Source organism: Dysgonomonas sp. GY617, assembly GCF_015233815.1.
GTDB lineage: Bacteria > Bacteroidota > Bacteroidia > Bacteroidales > Dysgonomonadaceae > Dysgonomonas_A.
The window spans coordinates 432,560-447,117 of record NZ_JADCLR010000021.1; the positions used below are offsets into that span (position 1 = coordinate 432,560).

14 protein-coding genes are annotated in these 14,558 nt (G+C 35.1%); 8 read left to right on the forward strand and 6 right to left on the reverse strand.

Annotation, left to right across the window (positions count from 1 at the left end; genetic code table 11):
- Positions 1 to 20: 20 nt before the first annotated feature.
- The 3 genes from IR022_RS11870 to rpsO all read right to left on the reverse strand — a co-directional run bounded on the left by IR022_RS11870 (position 21) and on the right by rpsO (position 2,836).
- Entirely contained in the window at positions 21 to 920 is a 900-nt protein-coding gene (locus IR022_RS11870) for a hypothetical protein (protein WP_194203847.1), read from the reverse strand.
- A gap of 101 nt (positions 921 to 1,021) precedes the next feature.
- Positions 1,022 to 2,434, reverse strand: a complete 1,413-nt coding sequence (locus tag IR022_RS11875) for an MBOAT family O-acyltransferase (RefSeq protein ID WP_194203848.1) — start codon at positions 2,432 to 2,434, stop codon at positions 1,022 to 1,024.
- 132 nt (positions 2,435 to 2,566) lie between these two features.
- Positions 2,567 to 2,836: a 30S ribosomal protein S15 gene (gene rpsO, locus IR022_RS11880; protein WP_050709170.1), complete on the reverse strand. Its 270-nt coding sequence runs from the start codon at positions 2,834 to 2,836 to the stop codon at positions 2,567 to 2,569.
- Between the two features lie 343 nt (positions 2,837 to 3,179).
- Here rpsO and pta point away from each other — a divergent pair, with 343 nt between their 5' ends.
- From pta to IR022_RS11910, 6 genes are all read left to right on the forward strand, one after another.
- The gene (gene pta / locus IR022_RS11885) at positions 3,180 to 4,190 is read left to right on the forward strand and encodes a phosphate acetyltransferase (RefSeq protein WP_194203849.1); all 1,011 of its coding nucleotides are present in this window, start codon (positions 3,180 to 3,182) and stop codon (positions 4,188 to 4,190) included.
- 43 nt (positions 4,191 to 4,233) lie between these two features.
- Entirely contained in the window at positions 4,234 to 5,199 is a 966-nt protein-coding gene (locus IR022_RS11890; RefSeq protein WP_050709172.1) for a 3-hydroxyacyl-CoA dehydrogenase family protein, read from the forward strand.
- Positions 5,200 to 5,209: 10 nt separating this feature from the next.
- Complete coding sequence (locus IR022_RS11895; protein ID WP_050709173.1) at positions 5,210 to 6,406, forward strand: acetate kinase; 1,197 nt, start codon at positions 5,210 to 5,212, stop codon at positions 6,404 to 6,406.
- Between the two features lie 233 nt (positions 6,407 to 6,639).
- Positions 6,640 to 7,686 carry an agmatine deiminase family protein gene (locus IR022_RS11900; protein ID WP_194203850.1) on the forward strand — a complete coding sequence of 349 codons (1,047 nt, stop codon included), beginning with the start codon at positions 6,640 to 6,642 and terminating at the stop codon, positions 7,684 to 7,686.
- Positions 7,687 to 7,695: 9 nt separating this feature from the next.
- Positions 7,696 to 8,580 carry a carbon-nitrogen hydrolase gene (locus IR022_RS11905; RefSeq protein WP_317174068.1) on the forward strand — a complete coding sequence of 295 codons (885 nt, stop codon included), beginning with the start codon at positions 7,696 to 7,698 and terminating at the stop codon, positions 8,578 to 8,580.
- A gap of 67 nt (positions 8,581 to 8,647) precedes the next feature.
- Positions 8,648 to 9,802 (forward strand): MraY family glycosyltransferase, encoded by a 1,155-nt coding sequence (locus tag IR022_RS11910; RefSeq protein ID WP_194203852.1) that lies wholly within the window; start codon positions 8,648 to 8,650, stop codon positions 9,800 to 9,802.
- A gap of 2 nt (positions 9,803 to 9,804) precedes the next feature.
- On the opposite strand, the gene IR022_RS11915 is transcribed toward IR022_RS11910, so the two are convergent.
- From IR022_RS11915 to prmC, 3 genes are read right to left on the reverse strand one after another with little or no spacing between them, the layout of a single operon-like run.
- Complete coding sequence (locus tag IR022_RS11915; protein WP_199330306.1) at positions 9,805 to 10,497, reverse strand: ComF family protein; 693 nt, start codon at positions 10,495 to 10,497, stop codon at positions 9,805 to 9,807.
- Positions 10,466 to 10,960, reverse strand: a complete 495-nt coding sequence (locus IR022_RS11920) for a regulatory protein RecX (protein WP_050709177.1) — start codon at positions 10,958 to 10,960, stop codon at positions 10,466 to 10,468. The genes IR022_RS11915 and IR022_RS11920 overlap by 32 nt, the downstream gene beginning before the upstream one ends.
- Positions 10,957 to 11,805, reverse strand: a complete 849-nt coding sequence (gene prmC / locus IR022_RS11925) for a peptide chain release factor N(5)-glutamine methyltransferase (RefSeq protein ID WP_194203853.1) — start codon at positions 11,803 to 11,805, stop codon at positions 10,957 to 10,959. The genes IR022_RS11920 and prmC overlap by 4 nt, the downstream gene beginning before the upstream one ends.
- 182 nt (positions 11,806 to 11,987) lie before the next feature.
- Here prmC and ribD point away from each other — a divergent pair, with 182 nt between their 5' ends.
- Both ribD and IR022_RS11935 read left to right on the forward strand, forming a co-directional pair.
- Complete coding sequence (gene ribD, locus IR022_RS11930; RefSeq protein WP_194203854.1) at positions 11,988 to 13,049, forward strand: bifunctional diaminohydroxyphosphoribosylaminopyrimidine deaminase/5-amino-6-(5-phosphoribosylamino)uracil reductase RibD; 1,062 nt, start codon at positions 11,988 to 11,990, stop codon at positions 13,047 to 13,049.
- 78 nt (positions 13,050 to 13,127) lie between these two features.
- The gene (locus IR022_RS11935; RefSeq protein ID WP_194203855.1) at positions 13,128 to 14,525 is read left to right on the forward strand and encodes a DUF6242 domain-containing protein; all 1,398 of its coding nucleotides are present in this window, start codon (positions 13,128 to 13,130) and stop codon (positions 14,523 to 14,525) included.
- The last annotated feature ends 33 nt before the right edge of the window (positions 14,526 to 14,558 follow it).

Consider the following 14,558-nt stretch of genomic DNA (forward strand, 5'->3'; position numbering starts at 1 on the left):
TAATAAATAAGTTTGTGACCTTACTTTATACTATCCATTTGCTCTTTAAAAAAGAGGCTATACTTTTCAGCGGACGTTCCATCCAGATGAAGACCGTCTGTTGTAGTATATCCGTTACAATCGGGCATCTCAATATACTGATACTGATCTCGAGAAAATGTTTTGTAAAATTGATTGCGTATAGCTGTCGGTTTATTCAATCCGCATAATTCATGTTGAATAGGCATTTCAAAAAATACCACAGTTGCGTTGTTTCTTTCAAGAATGTCAACATAATGTTTGAGAAGTTGAATATCTTTCTCCAAGTCTGAGGCATTGGGGATTTGTGATTCTTCTTCTAACAATCGTGGTAAAATTTTAGCAAGCATATCTACTTCTTCTGTTCCATTCTGTTCTCTAGTAACTATTTTTCCTGCAATGGTGTGTAGTATGGTTTGGGAAATATATAATCCATAAGCCGTAACCTTTTCTCCATAGGGTATTGCTATGAATCCCATAGGCTGTTTGCCATCGCGAATAGGCATAAAATACTTACGGAGAAAAGTCATTACTGGATTATTCAACGAAGTGGTAAAGTCAACAGAGGCTTTCCTATCGACCTTATTCATTTCAATAAAAACCTTTTCGGGGTACACTCCTTTTTTAGTTATGGTTTGCAATCCGTCAAAAATACCAAGCCCTCCCATAGATAGATTGTAGACATCGGGTAGATAGCCAATAATAAGTCTGTCTGCTAATGACGATCCTACAATAATATTTTCAACCGAATCGGTATTTGAGTATAGATATTCTTGAGCTTTTATCTGATTATCCTGCCATTGGTGTTCCGATACAAATCGATGAGGATCTGCTACATATGTTACTATAACTGTATAAGCTATAAATATAAGGATGAATGATAGTAAGGTTTTTTTCACCATAATCCCGATATTTTAAGAAGATAAAAGTACTTGATAATATATTCTAGAGTCATAACAGTCTATCGTTTTGTACCTGATAAGTATAAAATAGGTATGAGACCTTAAAATTGAAAATAAATAAATGAACCACTCGTTCCTGAATTTGTAATTACAAAAAATAAAAGAATTGCATAAAGTATATATTCTTTCTTTTTTAAGATGAACCAAAATTTACTATCTCTATATAAATACAACATATGATAAATGATAACGGGAATTGAATATAAAATAATATACATATTCAGTTTTACATTACTTTGTATAAAGACATTGTTTGCCATCGACTCAAAGTATTTGATAACATGGCTAAAGTCGGGTAATTTAAATAGTAGCCAAGCCAATGTAACCATTGTAAATACAAAGAATCCTTTAATTACAAGTAGAAATCGGGGGAGCTTTATTTTGATATTGTCGTTTGTAAGTCTTTCTATTGCTAACATTCCTCCATGGAATGCACCCCAAGTAGCGTAGCTCCAACCTGCACCGTGCCAAAGTCCGCCAAGTACCATGGTAAGTAATAGATTGAAATAAGTTCGCCATTTTCCTTTGCGATTCCCACCCAAAGGGAAATATAAATATTCCATCAAGAAAGTAGAAAGAGAAATATGCCATCGTTTCCAAAACTCCTTGAAAGATGTAGATATATAGGGGAAGTTAAAGTTCGTTTGAAAATCGTATCCGAATAGTTTAGCCAAGCCTATTGCAATTAATGAATAGCCTGCAAAATCGGCAAAGATCTGGATAGAATATCCAAATAACATTGTAGATAGATCAATTGTAGAATATTTTTCAAAGAAAGGATAACTGATCCAAAAAGTAAAATTCTTAAGATTATCTGCAACAACCATCTTTAAGAAGTATCCAACGATGAGGTTTTTAACCGCACTTTCCCAATTTATCTCATTGAAGCGTTTATCCATTATTTGAGGATAAAAATCATGAGCCTTCAAAATAGGACCTGCTATAAGGTGTGGAAAGAATGAAATGAAAAATAAAGTTCGCTGAGCGTGTTGTAGTAGCGATGAAGGGATGAATGTTTTAGACTTTTCATTCGCATCTTTATCTCTCCATACATCTATCAATAAGCTTATTCCCTCGAAAGTAAAGAATGAAATACCTATAGGAAGCGGAATCATAAGTAGGAAATGTCCTACTGAGCTATCGGGGGTGAAAAGCGTGGCTGATATTAATGGGCTATACTTGAAGAAAGCCAATCCGAGAACATTAAGAATAACACCTGTTGTAGCAACTACTTTTCTTTTCTGTGGATTACCATATACTACATAATAGCTGGTAGCAATATTCAGTCCCGCAGAAAAAAGTAAAAGGAGCGTAAACCAGGGTTGATCGTATGCATAAAAGATCAAACTGGAAATCACCAATATAGATACCTGATGTTTAGATACCTTGGGTAAATAATACAGGATAAAAGTTATAAGGAATAGAATGAGAAAAGGTACACTTGTAAATAACATTTATAGCGATTGATAAATGATTGGGGTGTAAGTCAACTAAAATATAATAGGCTGTAGTGTGAGTATGCTATTAAAGAAAAAAAGTTACTACTCAATTGCTGAGGAGTAACTTTTATGCTTTTGGAAAAGATTTTATTTTCTGATTCCAAGCTCTTTGATGATAGCACGATATCTGTTGATATCTACTTCAATTAGGTAATCTAATAAACGACGACGTTTACCTACTAACATTTTAAGAGCACGTTCAGTGTTATAATCTTTGTGATTTGACTTTAAGTGACCAGTCAAATGCGAAATACGGTACGAAAACAATGCAATCTGCGCTTCAGGTGAGCCAGTATCAGTGTTAGACTTTCCGTATTTAGCGAAGATTTCTTCTTTCTTTTGCGAATCTAAATACATAATTCGTTTTTTATTTTGATTAAAAATTCGGTGCAAAGATAGTAGTTATTTTCTGTCAAACAAATGTTTATGATATTTTTTGCCCCAATAAAGACTGTTTAGAAGAGAGTTTTTATATTTAGTTGGACTATGGGAATGAGATATATTCATCAGTTTACTCAACTTTCAAAGCAAAACATTTAATGTTTATTAAATAGAGAATAATTTTGTTGTTTAAAATTGTAAAGTCCATGTTACAATTCACTATATTTGTGTTAACAAAAAAACTAAATAAAAAGATTGATGTTATAACATTCAAAATTAAGTTGTATTCAATCTTTTAAAGACTAATATATAGTAGACTATGGATCTTATTAATGAAATCATTGCCAGAGCAAAAGCAAACAAACAACGCATTGTTTTGCCCGAAGGAACAGAAGAAAGAACAATAAAAGCAGCAGATCAATTGCTTGCTGATGGTGTTGCCGAAATTATTCTGATAGGAAATCCTACCGAAATAAAAAATCTGGCTGTAAAATTTAATTTAACTCATATTGATAAGGCTCAGATAGTTGATCCTAAAGATAATGCAAAGAAGCAAGAGTATGCCGATTTACTTTTCGAATTACGTAAGGCTAAAGGTATGACTCCAGAGCAAGCAGTGACATTGGCAGAAGATCCATTGTATTTGGCTTGTTTGATGATTAAGAATGGCGATGCTGATGGCGAAATTGCAGGAGCTCAAAATACAACCGGAAATGTATTACGTCCGGCATTACAAATTATAAAAACTGCACCAGGAATAAGTGTTGTTTCGGGAGCATTTATGATGTTTGTAAAAGACAACGAATATGTACCTAGTGGAGTATTGGTATTTGCAGACTGTGCTGTAACACCAAACCCAACAGCACCTCAATTAGCGGAAATTGCAATAGCATCAGCACATACAGCAAGAGCTCTTGTTGGTGAAGAGCCACGAGTAGCTATGTTGAGTTTCTCAACAAAAGGAAGTGCAAAAGATCCTATGGTAGACAAAGTAGTTGAAGCTACGGCTTTGGCGAAAAAAATAGACCCAACTGTAGAAATTGACGGAGAGTTACAAGCTGATGCGGCATTAGTTCCATCGGTAGGAAACAGTAAAGCTCCCGGAAGCTTGGTTGCAGGTAAAGCCAATGTGCTTGTATTCCCTACATTAGAAGTTGGCAATATCAGTTATAAGTTGGTACAGCGATTGGCTGGATCCGAAGCGGTAGGTCCTGTTTTACAAGGTATGGCTGCTCCTGTTAACGATTTATCAAGAGGATGCTCGGTAGACGATATCTATAAGATGGTAGCTGTAACTGCTAATCAGGCAATAGCTGCGAAAAAGAAATAAAAAGTACATACCCTTAATTATTGAAGTTTAAATAACACTAAATATGGCTGAAATAGTAGAACCGATAGAAGGTTACGGATTAAGTAAAAAGGATCAGGAGAGAGCATTATTCTCGAAGATAGGTGTTGTCGGTTGCGGTCGTGATGGACGCAGTATCGTTAATCTGACGGCGCAATCGGGTATGGAGGTAGTATTTATCGAAATATCAGAAGACAAAATACAAGATGCTTTAAGAGAAATAGAGCATAGCTTAGATACAAAAATAGAAAACTGGGGACTGACTCAAACGGAGAAACGTGGTACAATGGGACGTATCACTGGTTCTTTGGATTATTCAGACCTTAGAGATTGCGATTTTGTAATAGAGTGTATTCGTTACGAAGCAAATGGCGAACGTAGTACAACACTGCGTAAAGAAGTATTCAAGAAACTGGAAGAAGTTCTTTCGCCCGATGCTATTATTGCAACCAATGCAACCACAGTTATTATCAGTGAGCTTTCGGCTGACTTGAAATATAAAGAGCGTTGCGTGAGTTTGCATTTTCCTATTCCTCACAGCGATGCAAGATTGCTCGAAATTGTAAAAGGAACGTTTACTTCTCCGGAAGTAGTAGAAAAAGTAATTCGTTTCTCAAACCTAATCAAACACCTGCCAATAGAAGTTCGCGAGAGTAGTGGCTTGGTTAGTATGCGTTTGATGACGGTTATGTTGAATGAGGCGTGTCATATATTAATGGAGAATTTGACTTCGATGGAAGATATCGACAAAGAATTCACTGTTATTTATGGACAACGTTACGGTATATTTGAATTAGCAGATCTTTTGGGTATTGAAAAAATTGTTATGTTGATGGAAGACATGTTCAATGAATATGGAGATCGTAAGTACAAAGCATCGCCAATTTTGTGGAGATTGTATCATTCTAAACAATATGGTGTGCAAACAGGAAGAGGTTTCTATATTTATGATGAAGCGGATAAACGAGTGTCACCTAACAATTTAATTTAAGCAAAAGATCATGAAAATATTAGTACTGAACTGTGGAAGTTCGTCCATAAAATACAAGCTTTTCGATATGGAAAGCAAAGAAGTAGTTGCTCAGGGAGCTATTGAGAAAATAGGATTAAAAGGTTCTTTCTTGAAGTTTCCTTTCAAAAATGACAAAGTTATACTCGAAGGTGAGATTTTGGAACACAAATCGGGTATAGAATATATATTAGGAGTATTGACCAGTGAAAAATATGGCTGTATTAAATCTTTAAGTGAGATTGAGGCAGTAGGTCATCGTGTAGTACATGGTGGTGAAAAGTTCAACAAAAGTGTGCTTATCACTGATGATGTAATGGCGAAAGTGGTAGAGTGTATAGATATTGCACCTCTTCATAATCCACCAAATTTAGCTGGTATTAATGCTGTTAAAGACTTGATGGGTGATATACCTCAAGTAGCGGTATTCGACACAGCATTCCATCAAACAATGCCTTCAAAAGCATATATGTATGGTTTACCTTATTCGTTGTACGAAAAATATGCGATTCGTCGCTATGGTTTCCATGGTACTAGCCATAGATATGTAACCCGTCGTGCATGCGAATTTTTAGGAGTTCCCTACGAAAGCCAAAAAATAGTATCAGCACATATTGGTAATGGAGGTTCTTTAGCTGCTGTTACAGAAGGAAAATCTGTTGACACAAGTATGGGAATGACTCCCGTTGAAGGTCTATTGATGGGAACTCGTTCGGGTGATGTTGATGCAGGCGTTTTGTCTTTCATCATGGAAAAGGAAAATGTAGGACCTCAAACCATGTCTACTATCGTTAATAAATTTAGCGGTTTGTTGGGTATTTCAGGATTGTCATCTGATATGAGAGATATACGTGCCGGGGTAGATAAAGGCGATAAGAGAGCCGAGCTTGCATTCGATATGTTCACTTATCGTATAAAGAAGTATGTAGGAGCTTATGCTGCTGCTTTAGGTGGTATGGATATACTTATATTCACTGGAGGTATTGGCGAAAACCACTCTATAACAAGAGAGATAGTATGTAAAGATCTCGAATTTATGGGAGTTAAATTAGATTTTGATAAAAACAACGAGATTCATGGGGATGAAGCTGTTATTAGCGCTCCTGATTCGAAAGTTAAGATTGTAGTAATTCCTACAGATGAGGAATTTATGATTGCTTCCGATACAATGGAAATCGTAAGTGCTTAATATGATACTTTCTTATATATAGAGATGCTATGAACTGAATAAGTTAAGTAAAACTTAAAACAAGCCACAATTAAATATTTAATTGTGGCTTGTTTGCATAAGATGCTGCAAAATATGTAATTTTGCATCTCAAATCTAAGTAAACAAAGGTAATTACTGAGATGTTTAAATACATAACAGTTTATCATTGTTATGCTTGTCAAAATTTTAAATAGGTCTGAGACCTTAGGATAATGAAAAAAGAGAAAGAAAAATCATACACTTTGCCCGCAGAGTGGCATCCCCAAAGTGCAATTCAGTTAACATGGCCTCACTATGGAACAGATTGGGATTATATGCTCGAAGAAATAACTACATGCTATATAAACTTAGCACGGATAATTCTTCAATACGAAAAACTAATTATTGTTTGTCGTGATGATGCGGCTGTAAAATTGAGATTGAATGTTGACGAAAGTCTTCTTCAAAATCTTATTTTGGTAGAACTACCAACAAATGATACTTGGGCGCGCGATCATGCAGGGATTTCGGTTTTTGACCAAAACAATAAAAAATACGTATTAGATTTTACATTTAATGGTTGGGGACTTAAGTTTCCATCTAATTATGATAATCAGATAAACAGAGGTTTGTTTGTTACTAAAACTTTTCAATCTGATGTAAAATACGTCAATAAAAAAGACTTTGTATTAGAAGGAGGAGCTTTGGAATCGGATGGAAAAGGCACATTGTTGACAACTTCCGAATGTTTATTATCTCCTAATAGAAACTCAGCCTTCACCAAAGCTGAAATCGAAAATTATTTGATTGATATTTTTGGTCTAGAGAGAGTGTTGTGGCTGGATCATGGATATTTAGCAGGAGATGATACAGATAGCCATATCGATACATTAGCCCGTTTGTGCGATGAGCATACCATTGCTTATGTAAAATGTGAGGATCAGGCTGATGAACATTATGATGCTCTTTTAAAAATGGAGAAGCAGATTAAGAAGTTTCGTGATCTTGAAGGGAATCCTTACAAGTTAATTACATTACCTATGGCTAATAAAGTTATTGTAGATGGACAACGTCTCCCTGCAACATATGCCAATTTCTTAATAATGAATGAGATTGTACTTCTTCCATTCTACAATACAGACAAAGATGTAGTGGCTCTAGAGCAATTGCAAAAGGCTTTCCCAAATCGAAAAGTAATAGGAGTAGATTGTTCTGCTATTATCAAACAGCATGGGTCATTGCATTGCATTACTATGCAGTATCCTGAAGGTTTTGTGTAATCTTAAATAATACGAAAAATGAAAATAGGAATAGTACAACAATCGAATACTTCGGATATAGAAGTTAATATAGATAAACTAAAAAATAATATTAGAGATCTTGCTGTAAAAGGTGCTGAACTGATAGTATTACAAGAATTACATAACTCACTTTATTTTTGTCAAACAGAGAATACAGATGTTTTTGATCTGGCAGAAACTATACCAGGTGCATCGACTGATCAGTTTGGATTGTTGGCTAAAGAATTAGGTGTTGTATTAGTTCTTTCTTTATTCGAGAAAAGAGCTCCCGGGTTATATCACAATACAGCGGTAGTTATAGAAAAAGATGGTTCGATTGCAGGTAAATATCGTAAGATGCATATACCGGACGATCCTGCTTATTATGAGAAATTTTATTTTACTCCTGGAGATTTGGGGTTTCAACCTATTGAAACGTCTTTAGGTAAATTGGGTGTTCTTGTTTGTTGGGATCAATGGTATCCTGAAGCTGCACGTTTAATGGCATTAGCAGGGGCAGATCTCCTTATTTATCCGACAGCTATTGGTTGGGAGTCAACGGATTCAGACGACGAAAAAAACAGACAAAGAGATGCATGGACTATCTCTCAACGCGGACATGCTGTTGCAAACGGTTTGCACGTAGTTTCTGTGAACAGAGTAGGACACGAGCCCGATCCGTCAAATCAAACAAATGGTATTCAATTTTGGGGAAGCAGTTTTGTTGCAGGTCCTCAAGGTGAGATACTTTGGAGAGGATCAGATGATAAAGAAGAGAATCAGCTAATAGAGATAGATATAAAAAAATCGGAAGATGTACGACGCATTTGGCCTTTTTTTAGAGACCGTCGTATAGATGCGTTTTCAGAGATCACAAAAAGATTTATTGACTAAATCAACAACAGATTACAATATTTGCAAGATCTGCACGTTTTTCTTTTGCAGAGCTTAATATCATGTCATGGAAGAAATAAAACTATATAATATCGTAATCATAGTAATTGCGTGTGTAATTGCGATTATCATCGAAATGATGTTATTACCCAGAGTAATTTATATTGCTAAGAAGAAACGTTTATTCGATTTACCTGATAAGAGGAAAAAACATAGTTGTCCAATACCTCGTTTAGGAGGAATTACATTTACTCCCGTAATTCTTTTAGTGGCTTTATTTTCTCTTTTCTTACGATTTAGATTTCAAATTTGGGACGAAGAGCTGTTCTTTTATAGAATACCCGAAATATTACTTCTTGTCTGTGGCTTGCTAGTTATATACTTATTAGGTGCTAAAGACGATTTAGTAGGTGTTGGCTTTAAAAAGAAATTTGTAATACAATTTGTAGCCTCCCTTTGTATCGTTGGTAGCGGTGTCTATATTGATAATCTATATGGCTTGTTAGGTATATATGAAATTCCAGATATTATAGGAGTTTTATTAAGTATCGGGCTAATCATGTTCACCACGAATGCTATAAATTTAATTGATGGAGCCGATGGTTTAGCTTCAGGTGTGAGCCTTGTTGCTTTAGTTATGTATGGCATATTGTTTGGACTCTATGGTATGTGGACATACGCAGGCATAGCCTTTATAATGATAGGGTTGTTAATGCCTTTCTTCTATTATAATTTCTTCCATCCCACTCGTAAAATATTTATGGGAGATACTGGCTCACTAACATTGGGTTATATGCTTGCTTTTATGATGTTGAGGTTAGTTAAGTATCCTCCAAGTGTGGATGTTGTACCTTCAGGCTTATTGTTGTTGGTTTTGGTTGCTTTGTTTATTCCATTGTTCGATGCTTTAAAGGTGATGTTTGTTCGTATATCTATGGGTAGAGCTCCTTTTTCTCCTGATAGGAATCATATACATCATAAATTGATTGATCTGGGGATTTCTAAAAAGAGAACTGTATTTGTGATTGTTTTAACTAGTACCTTTCTTATAGTGAGTAATTGGGTTTTACTCAGTTATCTGAACTGTAATATTGTTCTTGTACTCGATTTGGGCTTAGGTCTATTGATAAATATGTTTATTTATAGACGTACCAGACAGATGCAGCAAGTAAAGGGAGGCGTGGTTGAGATTGAAGCAGAACAAGTGCTTGAAAAAGAGTAAAATTACACAGCAAACCCGACAGTAAATATACTTATTTTAGCTTCTGGGCATGATGTTATTAGTTTTGCACAAACCTCTAATGTAGATCCGGTTGTGATGACATCATCAATGAGTAGAATGTGTTTATCCTTAAATTGATCTTCGTCTTTTATTCCAAATATACCTTCTGTATTTTTCCATCTTTCGAATTTTGAATTCTTGGTCTGAGACGGATTGTCTATAATACGAATCAAATTATCCGTGTTTACGGGAATATTTGTTTGTTTTGATATTCCATTTGCAAGCATTAGAGCCTGATTATACCCTCTGGTTTTTAATCTGTTTTTGTGTAAAGGTATAGGAACTATAAAGTCTACATCTTCAAAACAACTACTTTTTAGGATCTCTCTCCCACATATTTCACCTACATACACAGCCAAGTGAGGATTGTTTTTGTATTTGATTTCGTGAATAATTTTTTGGATATCTCCTCCTTTTACAAAATAAGCGAATGAAGCTATACGGACAAAAGGGAAACGTCCTGCAAAAAACACTTCTAATTTGTTATTGACACTTGTAAGATGGTTGGTCTTGGGTAGTTGGTGTAGACAATTCAAACATATAAATTTTTCACTACTAACAAGCCTTTCTTCACAACAAACGCATAGACGAGGAAAAAAGAGTTCAAAGAAATGATTCAAAATAGTCTTCACCATCGGTATCCAATATTTTTGATAAACATTTCTTTATTTGATCGAAAGAATAGCCTCTGCCCATTGCGAAACGGACTAGTTTAGTCCATTTTTCATAATCGTTAGAAGCCTTTACACTTTTGGTTTTGGTGATGAGTATTTTCATAAGAGGAGTCTCAAAATCTGAACCTTCTATCTCTTCGAAGCAGGTATTGATTGTAGATTCTGAAATACGTTTTTTCTTCAACTCAAATACAATTTTCACCTTGCCCCATTTATTAAATTGTATCTTATCTTTTATGAAACTTCTGCAATAACGTTCTTCGTTCAGAAAGTTTTCTTTTTTTAATCGAGCTACAATTCTTTCACAACTCTCTTCTTCTAATTCCCATCCTTGAAGTTTTTTACGGACATCAGATTCTGCTCTTTCAGCTTTCGAGCAGTAAGCAGCAATCTTGGGTAAAGCTTGGGTTTCGGAGTATCTCATTCTACTTTATGATATTCCGCTTTTACAATGCGGTTGTTACCTGAAATATCCTTAATCAGTTGGGTATTAGAGAAGCCCTTGTCTTCAAGCATTTTTACTGTTTCTTGTCCTTTCATTCTATTTATTTCAAAATAGAGTTTACCGCCATTTGTTAGTAGTTGTGTAGCCACATCAGCTATCCGATTATAAAATACCAAGGGGTTGTTGTCTGCTACAAAAAGAGCTGTATGAGGCTCGTATTTCAATACATTAGTATGCATTTCAGATTTTTCTGAATCCAATACATAGGGAGGATTACTTACAATTATATCAAAAGTTCGTTGATTGGGATATTCGCCAAGTATATCAACTTGAGTAAATAGGACGTTAGCAGAATTGTTTTTGCTATTTAAATTAGCGACTTCTAGCGCTCCTTTTGAAATGTCCCATCCTTCGACAATACTCTTAAGGAGATATTTCTTTAGAGAGATTGCAATACAGCCACTTCCTGTTCCTATATCCAGAATTCGGGGTTGATCTGTTTTATTTTCTTTCAGAATAAGTTCAACAAGTTCTTCCGTTTCGGGACGGGGAATAAGTACATTTTCATTCACGACAAAAGGTAATCCGTAGAATTCAGTTTCTCCCAATATGTACTGTATCGGTTCAAAATTTTGTAGACGTTCTACAATCTTGTCTATTTTTAGAAGCTCCTCTTCTGTTATTTTCTTACTTTTGTCTGATAAAAGAGCTGGAATTGATGATTTAGTTACATTTTCGATCAATAGTCGGATAAGTCCTGAAATTTCAGTATCAGGATAAAAATCGGATAGTGATTTTCGGATATTTAGGATTATATCTTGCATAACGGCAAAATTAGATAATTTAGAGCAAAAGGCAAGTGTACTTGATGGCTTTCTTATATTAAGGAAATAAAAAATGTAAAGAGAGTTATTTAAATTGGAGCAGAATATAATGGTTTACTTGCTAATGTATTATATAGGTTTACAGTTCTAAATAGTATTGGATTTCTAGAAACAATAAAGAGATGTTTACAGACGACAAATATATGAAACGATGCTTGCAGTTGGCTTCCTGCGGAAAAGGGTATGTTGCTCCTAATCCGATGGTTGGCGCTGTGGTTGTACATAATAACAAAATAATAGGAGAAGGCTATCATCGTCAATATGGAAAGGCGCATGCTGAGGTCAATGCTATTAATGCAGTCGAAGACAAAAGCTTATTAAAAGAATCGACCATTTATGTGTCTTTAGAGCCTTGTTCGCATTATGGTAAAACTCCTCCATGCTCACAGTTGATTATAGACTCGGGTATTCCACGTGTTGTAATAGCAACTCTCGATCCATATCACAAAGTATCGGGTAGAGGAGTGAAGATGCTGGAAGAAGCAGGCATTGAAGTTATAATAGGAGTGTTAGAAAAAGAGGCTCAATATTTAAACAGGGCATTTTTTGTTTCACAAACTCAAAACAGACCATATATATACTTAAAATGGGCACAGACTAAAGATGGTTTTATTGATAAAAAGAGAAAAGATGGAGAAGTGGCAGAGCCAACCCCAATTTCTAATAACTTAACAAAGACTCTTGTGCATAAATTGCGATCGGAGGTTTCGGCTATTATGATTGCAACAAATACAGCGGTAAACGACAACCCTTCGCTTACAACACGTTTGTGGTTTGGAAAAAATCCTGAAAGAATAGTTCTGGACAGAACCGGACGAATTCCTCGAAATTATCATCTTTTTGATAACAAAGTAAATACAATCGTTTTTACGGAAGGATCAGAGATTCTGCATGATAAAACAAACTTTGTACATGTTTTGTTCGATCGAGATCTCATCCCATCAGTCTTGAAAGAGTTAAATAAAAGAAAAATAGACTCTCTACTTGTTGAAGGGGGAGCCTCTCTATTACAAAGCTTTATTGATCGCGGAGCTTGGGACGAAGCCTATGTAGAAGTTGCTGACAAACGCTTTGTGGAGGGAACAAAAGCTCCCAATATACAAGGTGAAATAGTTGATGATCGAAAAATCATAGACTCCCATGCTATACATTTGATGAACACTCAGAATTATAAAATATTATAAATATTATGTTTCTTCGAGTTTTAGTGGAAAATCTTTCTATTTTTGCACACTGATACTGTATAAAACCGTATAAACAAAATGAATATAAAGTATATAACTTATCTATTTTCGGGTTTACTCCTTTTTTTATTATTTCCCTCTTGTAGTGATAACGACACCACCACAGACTATACTTCTTCTGGATCGAAAGACGCTCAAATTTATTCTTTTTCGATAACAGCAATTGCTCCTATAAGTAAAGATTCTGTTCAAAGAGCACAAGATTCTATTCGTTTTATACGAGTTGGGAAAACTAAATTTGCTATTGACCAAGTAGCTGGAGTTATTTATAATCCGGATTCATTGCTTTATGGTACAGTACTCGATTCGGTAAAAGTTGCTATAACATTTAACCCAAGTTATCAGCCAAGTAAGGTCTTAGTGACTACTCCGGACTCAATTAATGGTTATGTTTGGAACTTGACAGACTCTATAAGTTTTGCTAAACTGCCTGTTACATTTACTGTTACATCGCCAAGTGGAAATCTAAAAACTTATGATATTGATATTCGCACTCATAAGATAGATCCTGATACTATGTTGTGGCAGAAAATGACCTCATACCCAAGTGTGTTTGGAGAATCAAAAACGTTATTAAAAGATAATAGTTTTTACACCTATGCAATCAGCGGCAATTCGGCTCTATTGTATTCGAGTGATAAATCTTCGACTTTAAGTTGGGCAAAACAAACTTTATCAGGATTCCCAGCTAATGTGAAACCTGAAAGTATTTTTCTGTTGAATGGAGTTTTTTATGCTTTAGATCAAACAGGAAATTCTTATAAGTCGGCTAATGGTAAAGATTGGACAAAGCTAACGAGCGGAAAAGTGTTAACTTCAATTTTGGGAGTTTTACCGGCAGATGACAGAGCGAATGACCAATTATTGGTTACCTATTATAGAGGGGATGGGTATTATTTTGGAAAGACTAAGGATTTAATCACCATATCAGAGGTGGCAAATATTAGTGTATCTCCTTATGATAATAAAGTTCCATCTAATTTTCCTTTACAAAAAGCCGCTTCTTATACCAGTTTTACAACCAATAAGAATAAGAGAATGCTAATCTTAACCGGTGGTGCAAGCATTACTGGTACAGAGTTGGCTTATACTTGGCTTATTAAAGACTCGAATGATGGATTGGAGATGTCTCCATTTATAAAGAATACTCTTTTTAAAGGAGCGGGTCTTTCTAATTTTGTTTATGGAGATAATTTATACGCATTGAGCAATAACCAGTTTTATATATCTGCTTTATGGGGCGAATCGTGGGTGATAGCTCCCAATAAACAGAAATTTGATTCGGCTATTACAGCACGAACAGGACAAACGGCTATTGTTGATAGCAATAACTTTATCTGGATATTCGGAGGAGTATCAGCGAACAAAGGAGTATCAGATGTCTGGAGAGGACGTCTAAATAGCCTTATACGTTAAATGTAAGCTGCCTTAAAGAAAATAGAGTTATTC